Below are 19,061 nucleotides of genomic sequence, written 5' to 3'. Positions count from 1 at the left end.
CGGGCACCCTCGCGTGCTCCGTACCGGCGATCACGGCACATAATGCAGCCATGACCGCGTATGACGCCATCGTGCTCGCCGGAGGCGCCGCCAGACGGCTCGGCGGGGTCGACAAGCCCGGTGTACGGGTCGGCGGCCGGGCCCTGCTCGACCGGGTGCTCGCCGCCTGCGACGGGGCCGCCGACACCGTGGTCGTGGGCGGCCGGCGGCCGACGGCACGACCGGTGCGCTGGGCCCGCGAGGAGCCGCCGGGCGGCGGGCCGCTCGCCGCGCTCGACGCCGGGGTCCGCGGCGTCCGCCCCGATACGGAGACGGTGCTCGTCCTCTCCGCGGATCTGCCGTTCCTCTCCCGGCCCACGGTGCGCCAGCTGGTCGGGGCGCTCGCCACGAGCGGCGCGGAGGGGGCCCTGCTCACCGACGCCGACGGCCGGGACCAGCCGCTGGTCGCGGCGTACCGCGCCGAGCCGCTGCGCCGCGAGATCGCCCTGCTCCGTACCGAGTACGGCAGCCTCGCCGGGCTGCCGCTGCGGCTGCTCGCGCAGGAACTCGAACTCGCCCGGGTCGACGCGGGGCCTCTGGACTCCTTCGACTGTGACACCTGGGAGGACATCTCCACGGCCCGGGCCAGGATCAGGGAGCATGGGACCGTGCTGGACGAATGGATCACCGCAGTCAAGGACGAACTCGGCATCGAGCTGGACGTCGACATCTCCGTCCTCCTCGACCTCGCCCGCGACGCCGCGCACGGCGTCGCCCGGCCCGCCGCGCCGCTGACGACCTTCCTGGTCGGCTACGCGGCGGGCAGGGCCGGGGGAGACGGTCCCGAAGCCGTCGCGGAAGCGGCACGCAAGGCCGAGGCACTGGCCCTGCGCTGGGCGGCCGAGGCCGAGGCCGAGCCGGGGACCGGGGCCGAGGGAGCCGACGCCGGATGACCGCCCATGACCGTGAGGTCGACGGGGTCGAGGGGATCGACGGCATCGACGACGTGCTGGCGCTGGTCGGCCGGGGGCCGGCCGGCGCGGGCGGTGACCACGCCGGCGGTGCCGTGTCCGGGCGGCACCGCGCCGTGGCATGGCCCGACGCCCGCGCGCTCGCGGCCCGCTCCGGGCGTCCGGCACGGGCCGGGGGGCCGCCGGCCCGCTCCCGCGGGGTCCCCCTCGACCAGGCTCTGGGGCTCGCGCTCGCCGAGCCGCTGACCGCACTCACCGATCTGCCCTCGTTCGACACCTCCGCCATGGACGGCTGGGCGGTCGCCGGGCCGGGCCCCTGGTCCGTACAGAGCGGCGGCCGTGCCGGCGACGGCGGCAGCACCGACGCCGATGCGGGCGACCGCGGCGCCGGCCTGCTCGCCGGGCACGCCACGGCGGCGCGCCTCCCCGACGGTTCGGCCGTACGGATCGCCACCGGCGCCCGCATCCCCCCTGACGCGACCGCCGTGATCCGCCGGGAACACGCCCGTACCGACGGTGTCGGACAGCTCCATGCCGAGCGCCCGGTGACCCAGGGCCAGGACATCCGGCCACGCGGCCAGGAGTGCCGATCCGGCGAGCGCCTGCTGCCGGCCGGGTTCGTGATCACCCCCGCCGTGCTGGGGCTCGCGGCGGCGGCCGGATACGACGAGCTGCCCACGGTCCCGCGCCCCCGCGTCGAGGTGCTGGTCCTCGGTGACGAACTGCTCGTCGAAGGTCTCCCCCGCGACGGACTGATCCGCGATGCCCTCGGCCCGCTGATCGCGCCCTGGCTCCGCGCCCTCGGCGCCGAGGTCATCGCCACCCGCCGGCTCGGCGACGATGCCGAGGCCCTGCGCCGCGCCGTCTCCGAGTCCACGGCGGATCTCGTCGTCACCACCGGCGGCACGGCGGCGGGACCGGTCGACCATGTCCATACCGTGCTGCGGCAGACGGGCGCCGAGCTGCTGGTGGACGGGGTCGCCGTGCGCCCCGGCCACCCCATGGTGCTGGCACGGCGGGCCCCCGAGAAGCTGTTCATCGGGCTGCCGGGCAACCCGCTCGCCGCGGTCTCCGGGCTGCTGACGCTCGCCGAGCCCGTGCTGTGCGCGCTGGCGGGACGGGCGAGCCGGACGCCGTACCACGTACCGGTGAGGGACGCGGTGCACGGACATCCGTCCGACACCAGGCTCGTCCCCTTCGTCCACCGGGACGAGGGGCTCGTACCGTTGCGATTCAACGGACCGGCCATGCTGCGCGGTATCGCCGCCGCGGACGGGCTCGCGGTGGTGAAGCCCGGTGGCGCGCGGCCGGGCGACGATCTGGAAGTGCTCGACCTGCCGTGGAACGCCACGGCATCGGTCGACGGAGGGTGTTTCACGTGAAACTTCCCGGCCAGGATGCGATGGCCAGGCGCGCGGACGAGCATGTGGTCGCCGCACGGGTGAAGCTGCCGCGCCGCACGGCCGTACGGCCGCTGCTCCAGGTCAGCCGACGGCTGCTGATGGCGCTGTTCGTCCTCGCGCTGACGGTCTTCATCGTCTACATCGACAAGGAGGGCTACCACGACAACGCGGACGACTCCGTCGACTTCCTCGACGCCGTCTACTACGCGACCGTCACGCTCTCCACCACGGGGTACGGCGACATCGTCCCGTACAGCGACAGCGCGCGGCTGGTGAATGTCCTGCTCGTGACCCCGCTGCGGGTCCTCTTTCTCATCATTCTGGTCGGAACCACTCTTGAGGTCCTCACGGAGCGCACCCGGGAGGAGTGGCGGCTGAACCGCTGGAGGTCCAACTTGCGCGACCACACCGTCATCGTCGGCTACGGAACCAAGGGGCGTTCGGCGATACAGACCCTCTGCGCCACGGGTCTGAAGAAGGAACAGATCGTCATCGTCGACCCGTCGAACAAGGTGATCGAGGCGGCCAACGCCGAGGGGTTCGTCGGCATCGTCGGCGACGCGACCCGCAGCGATGTGCTGCTGCGGGCCGAACTCCAGCGCGCCCGCCAGATCGTGATCGCCACTCAGCGCGACGACACGGCGGTGCTGGTCGCCCTCACCGCCCGACAGCTCAACCGGGGCGCGAAGATCGTCGCCGCGGTGCGCGAGGAGGAGAACGCGCCGCTGCTGCGGCAGTCCGGCGCGGATGCCGTGATCACCAGCGCGAGCGCGGCGGGCCGGCTGCTCGGGCTCTCCGTGCTCAGCCCCAGCGCCGGCACGGTGATGGAGGACCTGATCCAGCAGGGCAGCGGCCTCGACCTCATAGAACGCCCGGTGATAAAGGCCGAGGTGGGGCGGAGCGTACGGGAGACGGACGACCTGGTGGTGAGCGTGCTGCGCGGGCACCGGCTCCTCGGGTACGACGACCCGGCCGCGAGCCCGCTCCAGCTCACGGACCGCCTGATCACCATCGTCCGGGCCACGAGCCCCGCGGAGTCCGGCCTGAGCGACTGACCTGACCGGCCGCCAGGGCGGTCTGACCGGCCGTCGGGCGGAGTCGGCCGACCGTGCGTCCGACCTGGCCTCTCCGCGTGACCCGCAGGAGTAGCCTCGCGGCCATGCATGCGATCACGATTCCGGAACCCGGTGGCCCCGACGCGCTCGTATGGGCCGAGGTGCCCGATCCCGTACCCGGTGAGGGCGAGGTGCTCGTCGAGGTGGTGGCGAGCGCCGTCAATCGCGCCGATCTGTTGCAGCGCCAGGGCTTCTACGATCCCCCGCCCGGCGCCTCCCCCTACCCCGGCCTGGAGTGCGCGGGCCGGATCACGGCGCTGGGCCCCGGCGTCGCGGGGTGGGCCGTCGGGGACGAGGTGTGCGCGCTGCTGGCCGGCGGCGGCTACGCCGAGCGGGTCGCCGTACCCTCGGGGCAGCTCCTGCCCGTGCCGGAAGGGCTGGACCTGGCCACCGCCGCGGCGCTCCCCGAGGTCACCGCGACGGTCTGGTCCAACGTCTTCATGATTTCCCATCTGCGGCCGGGCGAGACGGTCCTCCTGCACGGCGGCGCCAGCGGGATCGGCACGATGGCGATCCAGCTCGCCAAGGCCGTGGGCGCGCGGGTCGCGGTCACGGCGGGCGGTCCCGACAAGCTGGCGCGCTGCGCCGAGCTGGGGGCGGACATCCTGATCGACTACCGCGAGCAGGACTTCGTCGAGGAGATCCGCAAGGCCACGGACGGCGCGGGCGCGGATGTCATCCTCGACATCGTCGGCGCGAAGTATCTGGAGCGGAACGTGAAGGCGCTGGCCGTGAACGGCCGGCTCGCGGTGATCGGCCTCCAAGGCGGCGCGAAGGGCGAACTCAATCTCGGTGCCCTGCTGAGCAAGCGCGCCGCCGTCACCGCGACCTCGCTGCGCGCCCGTCCCCTGGCGGAGAAGGCGTCCATCGTGGCGGCCGTACGGGAGCATGTCTGGCCGCTGATCGCGGCCGGACAGGTCCGGCCGATCGTGGACCGGACGTTCCCGATGGAGCAGGCCGCCGACGCGCACCGTGCGCTGGAGAGCGGCACACACATCGGAAAGGTGCTGCTCCTCACCTCCTGAGCCGCCCGGTCCCGCCGGTCCTCGGAGTGTGGTCCGGCGCACGGCACACGCGCCGGACCACACTCGTGCCAGAGGCCGCGGCCGACTGCCGAAGGCCCTACCCGGTCGGCTGGCGAAGGCCTTACCCGGCCGGCTGCCGAGGGTTTACAGGTACGGGCCCGAGCGGATCGCGCCATGGCCCGGCTCGCCCTCTTCCTCCGGGACGGAGCCGGGCGGCAGAGCGCGCCGCATCGATTCCAGCTGGGCCCTGGCCGCCATCTGCTGGGCGAACAGCGCCGTCTGGATCCCGTGGAAGAGCCCCTCCAGCCACCCCACCAGCTGGGCCTGCGCGATGCGCAGCTCCGCCTCGGAGGGGATCGCCTCGTCGGTGAAGGGGAGCGAGAGCCGCTCCAGCTCCTCCACCAGTTCGGGGGCGAGCCCGTCCTCCAGCTCCTTCACGGAGCCGGCGTGGATCTCCTTGAGGCGTACCCGGCTCGCCTCGTCCAGGGGAGCCGCCCGCACCTCCTCCAGAAGCTGCTTGATCATGCTGCCGATGCGCATGACCTTCGCGGGCTGTTCCACCATCTCCGTCACCGGGATCTCACGCGCCTCGGCGTCGGCCCCGCCGCCGCCGAGCGCCATCCCGTCCTGTCCGACCACCAGGACATGGGGGCTCTCCTGCGACCGTTCGTTCCTCGGCATCTCCATGCGGTCCATTGTCTCGCACATGTGCGTCAGCACGCGGCGTGCCCCCGTACGAAGACGATCCGGCTTTCGGACGGTCCGTCTTTCGTACGGGGGCACGGTTCAGGGCGTGGGTACGTTACGTCGCGGCCCTGCGGCCCAGCGTGCGGTGCGAGCGGGTGACCAGCGCCGCCAGGAGCGCCGCGCCCAGCGGGACGGCGATCAGCAGGGCGGCGAGCGTGCCCCACGGGACGACGATGGGCACGTACGGCGCGGCCATCTGGCCGCCCTGGTCCAGTGCCTCCTGGTACCACTTGTCCTGCGCGCGCTCCTCGGTCAGGCGCAGCCCGATGGCGGGCAGCACGCCGGCCGCGGAGCCGAGGACGACCCCCATCACCGCCACCACCCCGCACTGGAAGCCGCTGAGCGTCCTGCGGACCCGCGCCGGGGCGCCGACGGCCGCGAGCGTCTTCAGATCGGCCTCGGCATCGGCCTGGGCGAGCCCGGTGGCGATACCGGCGGCGCCGATGGTGACCAGACCGGCGAAGACGGTCAGTGCCAGCAGCACGATGCTGGTCTCGCCGACGTAGCCCTTTTCGATCCTGAGGCTGACCTCGGAGCCGGTCTTGTTGATCTCACCGTCCAGCTTCTGCTGCTGGGCGCTGGTCGGCAGGGAGGTGGTCGAGTAGTACGCGCCGAGCGGGGCGGTGCCGACGCCCGCGGCCTTCGCGGTGGCCGGGGTCATGAGCATGGACAGGCCGTACGCGTTGGTGCCCTCGGGGGTCTGGTGCACCGGGAACGACTTGATCTCGCCCGGCGGCTCCTTGTCCTGCTCGATCGCCTTGTCCGCGGCCTCGATGTCGGTGATCAGGCGGATGTCGATCTTGCCGTCCTTGTTGATGTTCCGCTTGTCGAACGAGACGACCTTGCCCTCCGCGAGCGCCTTCTCGGCGGCCGGGTCCTTGATCCCGAGGACCTTCAGCACGTTGGCATCGCCGACCAGCACACCACTGTCGACCTCGGTGAAGACGTCGTCCTGCCAGCAGCGCCAGTCCTTGCCGAGCTTGCGGCGCTCGGCCGTGGTGAACTCCGTCTCCGAGTCGTCCGACTCCCACAGCGGGCACTGGTTGGCCTCGGGCACGATGACCTGGAACTGTCCGCAGCCCTCCTCGTCGCTGTACATCGAGCAACTGGGCTTGCCGACGTTGATGCGTTCCACTTCGGCCCGGACCTCGACGGGCAGGCTCTGCTGGACCGCCTGACGCACGGCGGGTACGTCCCGGCCGCCGCCCTCGGTGACTATGACCGAGACCGCGCCGTGGGGCAGATTGGGCACGTAACTGGCCTCGTTCTGGGCGTCGTTGCTCGCGGTGTACGTGGAGACGGCGACGGTGCCCGCGATGGCGGCCAGCACGGCGGCCACGGCGGGGGCCGTGCGCCCGCGGTTGCGTACGGAGTCCCGCAGCGCCAGCCGCGGCGAGAGCGGCAGCCAGCGGCCGATCCGGCCGAACAGCCCCACCAGGGCCGGGGTCAGCGCGACGACGCCCAGTTCGGCGATGGCGCTGCCGCCCGCGACGATGACGAACTGATCGGTCATCAGCGACCCGTACAGCGCGATCGCCGCGCCGACGGCGACCGCGATCAGCCCCACGACCGGCAGCACCCTGCTGGACTTGCGGACGCCGCGGCGTCCGGTGAGCGAGGCCAGGACGGTCTGCCGGGAGGCGGTGACGGCCGGGACGATCGCGGCGAGCAGACCGGTCAGCACGGCGAGCAGCGCGATACCGCCCAGCTCCAGCGGTCGGATGTCGAAGCTGCCGAACCGCGCGCCCATGTAGTCCTCAAGGACGGGCTGCAGGGCGAAGGTCAGGCCGATGGCGAGAACCGTACCGACGACCGCCGCGCTGACACCGATCACCAGACCGCCGCCGAGGACGATGGCCCTGACGTGGTGCCGGTCGCCGCCGTTGGCCCCGACCAGGCCGAGCTGGCGGCGCGAGCGCCGGGCCCCCACCGCGAAGGCGGGGCCCGCCAGCAGACAGATCTCCAGCATCGCGAGTCCGACGACGGTGCCGACCGCGGCCAGCTCGGCGGTCTGGGCGACGGTGCTCTCGTTGTAGTCGAGCCAGCCCTCCTTCTGGTACAGCGGGATGTCGGCGCGGGCCGGCGGATCCAGGGCCACGGCGCGCGAGGCGACCACGACACCCTTGTTGTTGATCTCCTGGACCATGTTCCACGTGAAACCACCGGAGCCGGCCAGCTTGACCAGATACGTGGTGTCGGGCTGCGTCCCGGGCAGCTCGGCGGCCTTCAGCGCCTTGTCGAGGGGGGCGAGCAGCGCGCCGGGGAGCGCGTTGACCTCGTTCGCGTCCAGGGCGTTCGGCAGCTCGTACGAGCCGACGATCCGGTACTCGGCGTCCAGCCCGCGGGCGGTCAGCTTCGACCCGACCCGCAGACCGCTCGCCTCCAGGAAGTGCGTGGTCGCCGCGACCTCGCCGCTCTTCTCCGGGAACCGGCCCTCGCCGAGGCGCATGATCCCCCGGGCCATCGGGTCCGCGGCCTTCAGCTCACGGATGTCGGTGTTCAGCAGTCCGTGCGTGGTGCGGAGCCTCCCGGAGCCCACGGAGTCCTCCAGGACGGCGGCGCCCGCCGGGATGGCCTTCTTGATGTCGGCGGGGCCCTCGGGGTACGGGTTCTCCTCGAAGTCCCCCTTCGGCTGGTAGGCCTCGCCCTCTGGATCCTGGAGGAGGGGTTCGCCGCCGAGTTCGGGATCGGAGAACCGGGCGTCGGCGTCGCCGAGTTCCCGCTCCATCGTCTCGGTGGCGGAGAGCTCCGAGCTGCGTATGGTCAGGTCGATGGCGCCCACGCCGAGGATGGGCAGCGCGATCATGGCCAGGACGAGAAAGCTGCGTCCCTTGTTGCGCACGGCGTCGCGGCGGGCGATACGGAGCGCGGCCCGCCAGGAGTGGTACCAGGTCTTCACAGCTCGGCCGCCTGGCCGGAGAGGAGCGAGTCCGCGTCGCTGCGCAGGGTCTGGTCGACGACGGCGCCGTCCCGCAGGAAGACCACCCGGTCCGCCCAGGCGGCGAAGCGCGGCTCGTGGGTGACCAGGATGCCGGCGGCGCCCGCGTCGCAGCGGGCGCGGAGCAGGGCGAGCACGGCTTCGCCGGTCTCGGAGTCGAGGGCGCCGGTCGGTTCGTCCGCGAGGACGAGGCGCCGGTCGCCGACGAGCGCGCGGCCGAGGGCGATGCGCTGCTGCTGGCCGCCGGACATCTCGTCGGGGAAGCGGTCGGCGAGCTGTTCGAGGTTCATTTCCGCGAGGGCGGCGAGCGCCTCGACGCGGGCCTTGCGGGCGGAGACGCCGTCCAGCTCGCGGGGGAGCGCGATGTTCTCGGCGGCGGTCAGGGCGGGGATGAGGTTGTAGTCCTGGAAGACGTAGCCGACGCTGCGGCGGCGCAGGGCCGCGAGCTTCTTGCGGTTGGCGGTGGTGATGTCCGTCCCCTCGATGATCACGCGGCCGGAGGTGGGGAGGTCGAGGCCGCCCGCGATCGTCAGCAGGGTGGACTTGCCGGAGCCCGACGGGCCCATGACGGCGACGAGTTCACCGGGGTAGACATCGAGGTTCACCCCGCGCAGGGCGTGCACCTCGGTGGCGCCGCTGCCGTGGACGCGGGTGAGCTCCTGGAGCTGGAGGACGGGGCTCTGCGCGCCGCCGGACCCGGACGGGGGGACCGGGGGTGAGCTGGGTAGCTGCTGCGCCTTCTGGGGCTGGTGGTGCTGCTGTGACTTTCCGGGCATGAGGTCCCCCTATGGGATGTCCGCGGTGGCGGTGCGAGCGGTCTGTGTGCTGCGTAGCTGCGTAAGTGAGTGCGTGCGTGCTGGTGCACGGGTGCGTGAAGTGCGTGGGGTGGTGCGTGTGTGCGGGTGCGGGTGCGTGTGGTGCGTACGAGTGCGGAGTGGACGAGGGCGTACGAAGGGGCGAGTGCGCGCCGGTCGCGTGGCGCGGGCGCGGTGTGCCGGCCGGGAGCCGGCCGGGCGGCGGAGCCTCGGCCGGGCGGCCGGACCGGGTGACACGACCGGCCGCGACAGCCGGCCACCGATGGCCGACCATCGGCGGTCGGCCTGTCGGTGCTCGGTGCTCGGTGCTCGGTGCTCGGTGGTCCGGGCTCGACGGCCGGTGCCCAGGGGGCCCTGCTCGGTGACCTGTGTGCGGCCGCCCGAGCTCGGCCGCGTGTGCGGCCCGCCCGAGCTCGGCCGCGTGTGCGGCCCGCCCGAGCTCGGCCGCCGGCTCAGCCGTCGGGCGTCGCTCCGCCGGGCTGGTGCGCCAGCTTCGCGGGCACCCCGCCGGAGACCTCACCGGGCGCCCCGTCCGGCGGGTCGTCCGCGAGTTCCCCGGCGCCCTCCGCCGCCCGGTCCTCGCGCAGCGGCAGCACCGAGAGCCGGATCAGCCGGACCTCGCAGTGGTCGAGCCAGCGGGCCTCGGCCTCCGTCTGGAAGATGAGCTGGTCCAGGACGAGCAGCCAGGCCACCTCGTCCCGGTCTTTCGGCACGGACTCCAGTGCCTGCGCCTTGAGCCGGGTGTAGTCCTGCATCGCCTTGATCGTGTGGCGGCGCTGCGACTGGATGACCTCCCGGATGTCGACCCCCGGCGAGCCCACCGCCATGGCCAGCTTGATCGCCAGCTCGTCCCGGGGCGGGCTGGCCCGGTCGACGGGGGTACGGAACCAGGACTTCAGCTCCGTACGCCCGGCGGGAGTGATCACGTAGAGCGCGTGTCCCGCCTCGTCCTCGCCGTCCTGGGCAACCATGCCGTCACGCTCCAGACGGCTGAGGGTCGTATAGACCTGACCCACGTTGAGCGGCCAGGTGGAGCCCGTGCGCGACTCGAACTCCGTACGGAGCTGAGAGCCGTAGCGCGGGCCACGTTCCAGGAGGGCGAGAAGCCCGTGGCGAATCGACATACTCAGTATGTATACCGAGTATGTCGTGGCCTGCAAGCGACCTGAGGCGGACCTCGTAAGTACGCCGTAAGTACTACCGCGGTGGGTGGGGAGAGGGAGACGGGCGGTAACGGAGCAGGTCAGTGCCGTCTCAGCCGCACTCCGAGGAAGCCGAGCCCGAGCCCGATCAGCGTGATTCCGGTGCCCAGGGTCAGTACGGAGACGGGACGTCGTGACGCGTTGGTGACAAAGCCGGTGTCCCGCTCGCGGGGTGCGTCCGCGCCCGGTGGGCGGGCCGCCGAGGACGCCTCCGGGATCTGCGCGACCCCCTCGGGCGGCACCTCGTCCTCCCTCGCCGTCCCGTTCTGGTCGGTTTCATCGGCTTCATCGGCTTCGTCGGCTTCGACGGTCCCGGCGTCCTTCCCGTGCCGGTCCGGCCGTGCGCGTGAGGGGGTCGCCGGGGTGGCCGAGGGGGGTGTCGTGCGGGCGGGGCGCGCGGCGTCGCCGGAAGGGGCCGTGGCGGCGGGGGGAGCGGCGGGTGACGCTCCGCCGGGGCGCCGGCCGGCCGCCGTGCCCGTGCCGGTCTCCTTGCCCGTCCCCCTTCCGGTCTCCTTGCCCGCCGTGCCCGTGGTGTCGGCCGTACCCGTCGTGCCCGTCCGAGGGGCGCGACCCGTGTCGCCGTCCCCACTGCTTTCCCGGCCGCTTCCCGTCCCGCCGCCCGGGTCGTTCTCGTGGTCGCTCCCGGGGGCCGTGTCCCGGCCGTGCCCGGGGCCGACGGCGGGCCCCGCCTCCTCGGGCCGTACGACCTGCCCGCCCGTCGGTCGGCCCGGACGGGGCCGCCCTTCGCCCGCGGGCCGCGCCGCCGACGCGACCGGCGCCGGCGCCGCCACGAGGGCCTCGGGCGCCACAGCCGCCCCGGCCTCCTCACCGGACGCGACGGGCGCGGCCAGCAGCAGCGCCGCGACGGCGACCGCGGTCGCGCCGGAGAGGCGAACGGAACTCGAACTCACCGATTCAGCGTCACATGTGACGCTGAAACCGGCATCTCGGGCATTTCGTTACGATCCGCCGTCGTGAGCCATCGGCGCGAGCCCGGCGTGATCCGGACGGCAGACGAGCCTAGCCCGCGTCCCCCGTGGAGATCGTCAGCTCGAACTCCTGGTCCTTCGGGCGGATGGCCGCGCCCGGCTCGGGGTACTGGGTGATCACGATGTCCTCGGCCTGCGCGCCGTCGTCCTTCTTCTTCGGCTCCGCCCAGGTCCAGCCGGCCTTACGCAGGCAGTCCTTCACCGAGATGATGTCCTTGTACCGCAGGTCGGGGGCCTGCACCTTCGACGGGTCCAGGCTGTCCTCGGACGCGGCCGTGCACTTGTCGGAGTCGATCGTCCGGTTGCGCTCCGGGTCCCGGTGGTCCGCCGAGACCGCCGGGCCGCTGGTGCTCGCGGAGGGATCGGTCTTGTCGTCGTCCGGGCCGCCGTTCATCGAGAGGGCCGCGATCAGGCCGCCCACCGCCAGGATCGCGACCGCGATCGAGCCCACGATCACCGGGGTGTTCCGCCGGCCGCCCCCGCCGCCCCCACCGCCCGCGCCGGATCCCGGGGAGCCCTGCGGGGAGATGCCGTACGACTGGGGCGACGTCGGCGCGGGGGTGTGGTACGCCGGGGACGACTGCGGATAGCCGTAGGCGGCGCTCTGCGGGTGGGCCGGCGGCGGTGTCTGCATCGGGCCGTACGCGGACGCCGGGGCAGGCGTCGCGGGGCCGTAAGGGCCGGGCTGGTACGGCGTCTGTACCCCCGGGGCGCTCTGGAAGGGCCCCGGGGTCTGGGCCGACTGGTCCACCGGCGGGAAGACCGCCGCGCCCACGCCCGCCCCGCTGCTGGTCCCCGAGGCTCCCGGCACGATCACCGGGGCGCCCGGCTGCCCGGCGGTCAGCACCCGCGCGCACTCGTCGCGCATCGCGTCCGCGCTCGGGAAGCGCTCGTTGGGGTTCTTCTTCAGCGCCCGCGCGACCAGCGCGTCCATCGCCGGTGTGACCGACCGGTTGATGGTGGACGGAGCGACCGGCTCCTCCTGGACGTGTGCATATGCGATCGCCAGCGGCGAGTCCGCGTCGAACGGCAGCCGGCCCGTCAGGAGCTGGAAGAGCATGATCCCGACCGAATACAGGTCGGAGCGCGCGTCGACCCCGCGTCCCAGCGCCTGCTCGGGCGAGAGGTACTGCGGCGTGCCGACGACCATGCCGGTCTGAGTCATCGACGTGACACCGGACTGCATGGCGCGCGCGATGCCGAAGTCCATCACCTTCACGACGCCGCGCTTGGTGATCATCACATTGCCGGGCTTGATGTCCCGGTGGACCAGGCCCATCTCATGGCTGGTCTCCAGCGCGGCCAGTACATCGGCGGTCACCTTGAGCGCCTTGTCGGCCGGCATCGCGCCGTACTGCCTGACATCCTGCTGGAGCGCGGAGCCGAGCGGCTCGCCCTCGACGTACTCCATGACGATGTACGGCATCACCGCACCGTCGAGGGTGTCCTCGCCGGTGTCGAAGACGGAGACGATGTTGGTGTGCGACAGTTTCGCCACAGCCTGCGCCTCGCGGCGGAAGCGCTCGCGGAAGGACTGCTCGCGCCCCAGCTCCGTGTGGAGTGTCTTGATCGCGACCTGTCGGTCGAGCGCCGAGTCGTACGCGAGGTATACGGAGGCCATGCCGCCTTCGCCGAGCAGATCGCGAAGCTGGTACCGGCCGCCCGCGACCGAACCGCCCGCATAGCGGCCCCGTGCGCCGTCGTGGCTCATGACTGTGCTCCCCCTCGGCGCGCGCGTACGCGGTCGTGCCTCGCGCGGCGGTCTCGCGTCGATACCGGCGATACTGGCGCCGTGATCCCGTTATTACTGGCCAAGTCTGCCGCAGGCCACTGACACGTCAAGCCGGGTGCCCGATCCGTGACCGTAGACACAGCAAGCGTCTCGGAAGCGTTACAGGAACCGCACGGAATTTGCATGGGCAGCGAGCCGGGGGGTTTCATGACCGGTCCGTCCTGGACCGGCGTGTCACACGGAGCCTGTAGCGTGATGGCCCACAGCCAACCCTGAGCAACTCCACCCCGTGGCACCGAGTATCCCGATTCCGCCAAAGACGCAGTCACACAAGCTTCACAAAGCTCCTGAGACAGACAGACCACCCGCGGACCGCGCGTGCGGCGCCCCCGCGGACAGACACGACGGCGAGGACTGATGGCACCCGAACCCGAAGCAGGCGGCGGAGTGCCGGATGCGGCGGACTCCTGGGGCGACAACGGATTGGTCGGCGGGATGGTCGGCGACGGCCGCTACCGCATGACCCATCGCCTCGGCCGCGGCGGCATGGCCGAGGTGTTCGCGGCGGAGGACGTACGGCTCGGGCGCATCGTCGCCGTGAAGCTGCTCCGTGGCGATCTCGCCGAGGACCCGGTCTCCAAGGCCCGCTTCACGCGCGAGGCGCAGTCGGTCGCGGGCCTCAACCACCACGCGGTGGTGGCGGTGTACGACTCCGGCGAGGACACGGTCAACGGGCAGACCGTGCCGTACATCGTGATGGAGCTGGTCGAGGGCCGGACCATCCGTGATCTGCTCGTCAGCGCGGAGGCCCCGCCGCCCGAGCAGGCGCTGATCATCGTCTCCGGAGTCCTGGAGGCGCTCGCCTACTCGCACCAGCACGGCATCGTCCACCGTGACATCAAGCCGGCGAACGTGATCATCACGGACGCGGGCGCGGTCAAGGTGATGGACTTCGGCATCGCGCGCGCCCTGCACGGCGCGCAGTCGACGATGACCCAGACCGGCATGGTCATGGGCACGCCCCAGTACCTCTCGCCCGAGCAGGCCCTCGGCAAGGCGGTCGACCACCGCAGCGACCTGTACGCCACGGGCTGTCTGCTGTACGAACTGCTCGCCCTGCGGCCGCCGTTCACCGGCGAGACCCCGCTCTCCGTGGTCTACCAGCACGTCCAGGACATCCCCGTGCCGCCCTCCGAGGTCTCGGACGTGGCGCCGCCGGAGCTGGACGGACTCGTCATGCGTTCGCTCGCGAAGGAGCCGGACGACCGGTTCCAGAGCGCCGAGGAGATGCGCGGGCTCGTCCAGTACGGCCTGCAGATGATCCAGCAGCAGGGCAGCCACACCGGCACCTGGAACACCGGCCCGGTCGACGCCCACATGATGGGCGGCAACACCCCGGCGATGGGCATGGCCCAGACGACCGCGATGGGCCACCCGCCGCACGGGGAGACCGCGCAGGGCCCGATCCTGCCGCCGATGAACCCGAACGACGGCGGGTACGACGGCGGCCACCACGGCAACGGCGGCGGTCGCGGCAAGCTCTTCCTCTTCGTCGCGCTCGCGCTGATCGCGATCATCGCGGGTGTCGCGTACGCGGTGAACAGCATGGGGACCACGGACAACGGGAACGACACCAAGAACCCGACCACCCAGTCCCCGTCCCAGGACCCGACGTCCGAGAGCCCGAGCCCGAGCGAGTCGGAGTCCTCGCAGGACAGCGACACGGACACCTCCACGGGCGGCAACGACTACCCGAGCTACGATCCGCCGAGCCGGCCGTCCTACTCGCCGACCGAACCGGACGAGCCGTCCTACTCGCCGTCCGCGCCCGACACGGGCACGGCGGACGGCGGCACGGACGACGGCGGGACCGGCGGCGACCCGACGGCCGACACGCCGAGCACACCGGCCGACAACGGTGGCGGTGGCAACGGCGGCGGCGGTGGCGGCGAGACGTCCAGCGGAACCGGCACGGACGCGGGCACTTCGGCGGGCGACACCTCGGCCGGCACGATTCAGGGCACCACCGAGGGCGTGGGCACCTCCCAGGGCTGAGGAGCCGACAGCGAGGCTGTCCGACCCGCTGACCGGGTTGCCCCGCCGACCCGCTGACCCGGGGCGGCGGGTCAGCCCGCGAAGGCCTCGCAGACAGCCTCGTACTCCCGCGTCCACCAGACCGCGAGGGCCGACACCGCGGCGAACAGCGGGTCGGCCCTCCGGTCGTCCAGCATGTAGCGCCACCGCAGTATCCAGAAGTCGTTGAGCCGCTCCCACCAGACCCGGTGGACCGCCGCGGCCAGCTCGGAGGCGCCCGCCCCGGCCGCCTTGCGGTAGGCCCGCGCGTACGCCCGTACCTTCGCCAGCTCCAGCTCGCCTGTCGGCCGTACGAAGAAGATCGCCGCGGCCCGGACGGCCTCCTCGGCACGCGGCTGGACGCCGAGGCGGTCCCAGTCGATGATCGCGGCCGGCTCCGCGCCCCGGTAGAGCAGGTTCAGCGGGTGGAAGTCGCCGTGCACCCACCCCGTGGCGGGCTCCGCGCCGGGCGGCGGCCGGCGGTGGGCGTGGCGCTCCAGCAGCGCCCTGCGCTCCACGAGCCGGTGCTCGGCGAGCGTGTCGAAGACCTCGCGGCGGGCCCGGCCCCGCGCCAGGACGAGGAGCTCGTCGATGAGCGCGAAGGTGTCGGCGGGGTCCGGGCTGACGTACGCGAGCGCCGCCGGGCCCGGTTCCATCACCCGCTCCAGGCAGGTGTGCACCCGCCCGAGCAGCCCGCCCAGGCGCCGCGACGCGCGGGCGGTGAGCTGCGCGCCGTCCCGGTGGCTGCCCTCGATCCAGGGATGCAGCGCGTAACAGCGCCCGCCGAGGACGGCGACGGTGTCCCCGTCGGCGCCCTCGACCGGCGGCGCGACGGGCACGCCGAGCGTCTGGAGCCGCTGGGTGGCGCGGTGCTGGCGGCGGATGGTGTCGCGGTCGCCGTCGAGGTGGTGCTTCAGGAAGTACGCGCCGCGCGTGGTGCGGAGCCGGTAGCCGTGGTTGAGCAGTCCCTGGGCGACGGGTTCGCACGACAGGGGCTCGCCCGTGTTCCGGTAGCGGCGCAGCAGCAGCCGTACGGGCGGGGCCGGGGCGCGCGGGGTCGTACGCGCGAGGGGTGGAGAAAGGGGGAGAGGTAAGGCAGGGGTGGCGAGGAGGGCGGTGACAGGCGGAGCTGTGTGGCTGGCACGAGCGGCGGTGGGCCGGGGAATGACGGCGGTCGCGGCAGGCGCAGCGAGTTCATATGAGCGCGGCACTTGTCAGATGTTAGATCACGCAGCGTGTTGACTCCGTCGCTCGTCTGCGTAGTCGAGCGTGTGTACGGTAATGAACTGGGGCGTAAGCCGCATGTAGACTGGATCGAACGGATTGCCGTCCACATGGTGAGGTTTGGCGCCGAACATTTCGATTTCCGAGGCCGTCGGCTCAATCACCTCGGCCGTCCCGGTGAACTGTACCGACCAGAGGTCGTCCGCGCCGCTGCCGTAGTTGTCCGCCCCGTACGCCACCACACCGCCGCCGCACGCCTGGTGGTATCCGTGGCCCGCGTGCATCCGCAGCAGGACCGAGCCGCCGCCCGTCACCACGTGGCGGGCGGGCGCCACGAACGGCATGGCCCGCATGCTCGTCGCCACGCGTCCGTACGGGACGCGGGTGAGCAGGTCGATGGCGCGGAGTTCCTCGGTGGACATGTCGTCCACTCTCCGTCACGGAAGCCGCTCCCAACAGGGGAGGCGGCCCCTGAACAACAGGACGTTGGTCCCGATTAGGACCAGGTCCGCCGCGGTACGACGCCGACCGGGCCGCTGTCGTACGACGCCGACCGGGCCCGGCGGGAGGGTCAGCGTTTCTCGGCCTGGAGCCGGGCCACGTACGCCGCCGCCTGCGACCGCCGTTCCATCCCCAGCTTGGAGAGCAGGCTGGAGACATAGTTCTTGATCGTCTTCTCGGCGAGATGGAGCCGCTCGCCGATCGCCCGGTTGGTCATCCCCTCGCCGATCAGATCCAGGATCCTGCGCTCCTGGTCGGTGAGGCCGGCCATCTTGTCGTCCGCCTTGGCGCTGTTCCCCGTACGCAGCCGCTCCAGCACCCGCGCCGTCGCCACCGGGTCGAGCAGGGACCGTCCCGCCGCCACGTCCCGTACGGCCGTCAGCAGTTCGTTCCCCCGGATCGCCTTCAGCACGTAACCCGAGGCGCCGGCCATGATCGCGTCGAAGAGCGCCTCGTCGTCCGCGAACGACGTGAGCATCAGGCACTTGACGGACTCGTCCCGGGATCTGATCTCCCGGCAGACCTCGACGCCGCTGCCGTCGGGGAGCCGTACGTCCAGCACCGCCACGTCCGGGCGTGTCGCCGGGATGCGGGCCATCGCGTCGGCAGCCGTGCCCGCCTCGCCGACGACCTCGATGTCGTCCTCGACGGACAGGAGTTCGAAGACGCCCCGGCGGACGACTTCATGATCGTCAAGGAGGAATACCGTGATTTTTCCTTCTTCGTGCACAGAATTCAGTCTCACACACTCACTCCTTCCCTGCCCTTCCCTGCCGCTGACCAGCGGGATAACGTGCCGTTGTTCCGGCGGCCTGCGAGGCTGTGACCAGTGGTTGTTCCCGACTTTGCCGATTTACTTGGAAATCCAATCAAAATTGCAGGTCAGATGGGGTTTCGCAGTAATGGTGCCCACTGGGTAACGTGCCTGTGACAGGGCGCTCGCCGGGGCACCTGTCACGTCTGTCCCGATCTGGTCGCACCCACCCTGTGCGCCGGGCGGTACAGGCGAGCCGCACTGGTTCCCGGCGGATCCCGGGGGCCGGACAGACGGAGGAGCACGCACGTGACCGTGGAAAGCACTGCCGCTCGCACACCGCGACCGAGCAGCGGTACCGGTACCAAGCGCGCGAGCGCGAAGAAATCGGCCCAGAAGAAAACGGCCCAGAAGAAAACGGCGGCGACCCCGAAGGGCGCGAAAGCGACCGGCCCCGGGCCCGGTTCCGAGCCGCAGCTCGTCCAGCTGCTCAGCCCCGAGGGCGAGCGCCTGGAGCACCCCGAATACTCGGCCCTCATCGCCGACATCACCCCCGAATCCCTGCGCGGGCTGTACCGGGACATGGTCCTGACCCGCCGCTTCGACGCCGAGGCCACCGCCCTCCAGCGCCAGGGCGAACTGGGGCTGTGGGCCTCACTGCTCGGCCAGGAGGCCGCGCAGATCGGCTCCGGGCGCGCGCTGCGCGACGACGACTACGTCTTCCCGACCTACCGCGAGCACGGCGTCGCCTGGTGCCGCGGGATCGACCCGACCAATCTGCTGGGCATGTTCCGCGGCGTGAACCACGGCGGCTGGGACCCCAACTCGAACAACTTCCACCTCTACACGATCGTCATCGGCTCGCAGACCCTGCACGCCACCGGCTACGCCATGGGCGTCGCCAAGGACGGCGCGGACTCGGCCGTGATCGCGTACTTCGGGGACGGCGCCTCCAGCCAGGGCGACGTGGCCGAGTCGTTCACCTTCTCCGCCGTCTACAACGCGCCGGTCGTCTTCTTCTGCCAGAACAACCAGTGGGCGATCTCCGAGCCGACCGAGCGCCAGACCCGGGTGCCGCTCTACCAGCGCGCACAGGGGTACGGCTTCCCCGGCGTCCGGGTCGACGGCAACGACGTCCTCGCCTGCCTGGCCGTGACCCGCGCGGCCCTGGACCGGGCGCGCCGGGGCGAGGGCCCCATGCTGGTGGAGGCGTTCACGTACCGGATGGGCGCGCACACCACCTCCGACGACCCGACGAAGTACCGCGCGGACGAGGAGACGGAGGCGTGGCAGGCGAAGGACCCGATCCTGCGGCTGCGCCGGTACCTGGAGCGCGAGGGCAACGCCGACGAGGCGTTCTTCGCGGCGCTGGACGAGGAGAGCGAAACACTCGGAAAGCGGGTACGTGAGGTGGTACGGGCGATGCCGCAGCCGGACCCCATGGCGATCTTCGACCATGTCTACGCCGACGGGAACGCGCTCGTGGACGAGGAGCGGGCGCAGTTCGCGGCGTACCAGGCGTCGTTCGTGGATTCCGGACCCGCAGATTCCGGTTCCGCCGGTTCCGCCGGTTCCGCCGAGGGGGGTAAGTGA

15 protein-coding genes are annotated in these 19,061 nt (G+C 72.1%); 6 read left to right on the top strand and 9 right to left on the bottom strand.

Annotated features, from left to right (window positions below):
• Positions 1–50 precede the first annotated feature (50 nt).
• The 4 genes from ACFTZC_RS16625 to ACFTZC_RS16610 all read left to right on the top strand — a co-directional run bounded on the left by ACFTZC_RS16625 (position 51) and on the right by ACFTZC_RS16610 (position 4,493).
• Positions 51–932 (top strand): NTP transferase domain-containing protein, encoded by an 882-nt coding sequence (locus tag ACFTZC_RS16625; RefSeq protein WP_382890212.1) that lies wholly within the window; start codon positions 51–53, stop codon positions 930–932.
• Positions 929–2,332 (top strand): molybdopterin molybdotransferase MoeA, encoded by a 1,404-nt coding sequence (locus ACFTZC_RS16620; protein WP_382890210.1) that lies wholly within the window; start codon positions 929–931, stop codon positions 2,330–2,332. The genes ACFTZC_RS16625 and ACFTZC_RS16620 overlap by 4 nt, the downstream gene beginning before the upstream one ends.
• Positions 2,333–2,352: 20 nt before the next feature.
• Positions 2,353–3,408 carry a potassium channel family protein gene (locus ACFTZC_RS16615; RefSeq protein ID WP_382890208.1) on the top strand — a complete coding sequence of 352 codons (1,056 nt, stop codon included), beginning with the start codon at positions 2,353–2,355 and terminating at the stop codon, positions 3,406–3,408.
• A 104-nt stretch (positions 3,409–3,512) separates the two neighbouring features.
• Complete coding sequence (locus ACFTZC_RS16610) at positions 3,513–4,493, top strand: NAD(P)H-quinone oxidoreductase (RefSeq protein WP_382890206.1); 981 nt, start codon at positions 3,513–3,515, stop codon at positions 4,491–4,493.
• Positions 4,494–4,637: 144 nt separating this feature from the next.
• Here the strand turns inward: ACFTZC_RS16610 and ACFTZC_RS16605 are convergent, their stop codons facing one another.
• The 6 genes from ACFTZC_RS16605 to ACFTZC_RS16580 all read right to left on the bottom strand — a co-directional run bounded on the left by ACFTZC_RS16605 (position 4,638) and on the right by ACFTZC_RS16580 (position 12,895).
• Complete coding sequence (locus ACFTZC_RS16605) at positions 4,638–5,180, bottom strand: bacterial proteasome activator family protein (protein WP_365807639.1); 543 nt, start codon at positions 5,178–5,180, stop codon at positions 4,638–4,640.
• Positions 5,181–5,295: 115 nt separating this feature from the next.
• Positions 5,296–8,139, bottom strand: coding sequence for an ABC transporter permease (locus tag ACFTZC_RS16600; RefSeq protein WP_382890203.1), 2,844 nt, complete (start codon positions 8,137–8,139; stop codon positions 5,296–5,298).
• Positions 8,136–8,954, bottom strand: a complete 819-nt coding sequence (locus ACFTZC_RS16595; protein WP_382890201.1) for an ABC transporter ATP-binding protein — start codon at positions 8,952–8,954, stop codon at positions 8,136–8,138. Before ACFTZC_RS16595 ends, ACFTZC_RS16600 begins: the two co-directional genes overlap by 4 nt.
• A gap of 491 nt (positions 8,955–9,445) precedes the next feature.
• Positions 9,446–10,117 (bottom strand): PadR family transcriptional regulator, encoded by a 672-nt coding sequence (locus ACFTZC_RS16590; protein WP_382890199.1) that lies wholly within the window; start codon positions 10,115–10,117, stop codon positions 9,446–9,448.
• A gap of 119 nt (positions 10,118–10,236) precedes the next feature.
• Entirely contained in the window at positions 10,237–11,106 is an 870-nt protein-coding gene (locus tag ACFTZC_RS16585; RefSeq protein WP_382890197.1) for a hypothetical protein, read from the bottom strand.
• Positions 11,107–11,215: 109 nt separating this feature from the next.
• Complete coding sequence (locus tag ACFTZC_RS16580; protein WP_382890195.1) at positions 11,216–12,895, bottom strand: protein kinase; 1,680 nt, start codon at positions 12,893–12,895, stop codon at positions 11,216–11,218.
• Between the two features lie 438 nt (positions 12,896–13,333).
• Between ACFTZC_RS16580 and ACFTZC_RS16575 the strand changes: the two genes are divergently transcribed.
• Complete coding sequence (locus ACFTZC_RS16575) at positions 13,334–14,971, top strand: protein kinase (RefSeq protein ID WP_382890193.1); 1,638 nt, start codon at positions 13,334–13,336, stop codon at positions 14,969–14,971.
• 71 nt (positions 14,972–15,042) lie between these two features.
• On the opposite strand, the gene ACFTZC_RS16570 is transcribed toward ACFTZC_RS16575, so the two are convergent.
• The 3 genes from ACFTZC_RS16570 to ACFTZC_RS16560 all read right to left on the bottom strand — a co-directional run bounded on the left by ACFTZC_RS16570 (position 15,043) and on the right by ACFTZC_RS16560 (position 17,444).
• Positions 15,043–16,017 (bottom strand): phosphotransferase, encoded by a 975-nt coding sequence (locus ACFTZC_RS16570; RefSeq protein WP_382890355.1) that lies wholly within the window; start codon positions 16,015–16,017, stop codon positions 15,043–15,045.
• Between the two features lie 198 nt (positions 16,018–16,215).
• A complete protein-coding gene (locus tag ACFTZC_RS16565; protein WP_382890191.1) occupies positions 16,216–16,635 on the bottom strand; it encodes a pyridoxamine 5'-phosphate oxidase family protein in 420 nt (139 codons plus the stop codon).
• Positions 16,636–16,784: 149 nt separating this feature from the next.
• Positions 16,785–17,444, bottom strand: coding sequence for a response regulator transcription factor (locus ACFTZC_RS16560; RefSeq protein ID WP_365807704.1), 660 nt, complete (start codon positions 17,442–17,444; stop codon positions 16,785–16,787).
• A gap of 333 nt (positions 17,445–17,777) precedes the next feature.
• On the opposite strand from ACFTZC_RS16560, the gene pdhA reads away from it, so the two are divergent.
• The gene (gene pdhA / locus ACFTZC_RS16555) at positions 17,778–19,061 is read left to right on the top strand and encodes a pyruvate dehydrogenase (acetyl-transferring) E1 component subunit alpha (RefSeq protein ID WP_382890189.1); all 1,284 of its coding nucleotides are present in this window, start codon (positions 17,778–17,780) and stop codon (positions 19,059–19,061) included.

This window comes from Streptomyces sp. NPDC056987 (genome assembly GCF_042673865.1).
In the GTDB taxonomy this organism is placed as follows: Bacteria; Actinomycetota; Actinomycetes; order Streptomycetales; family Streptomycetaceae; genus Streptomyces.
The sequence above is the reverse complement of the archived record's forward strand: the minus strand, read 5'-3'. Positions and strand labels throughout refer to the sequence as shown.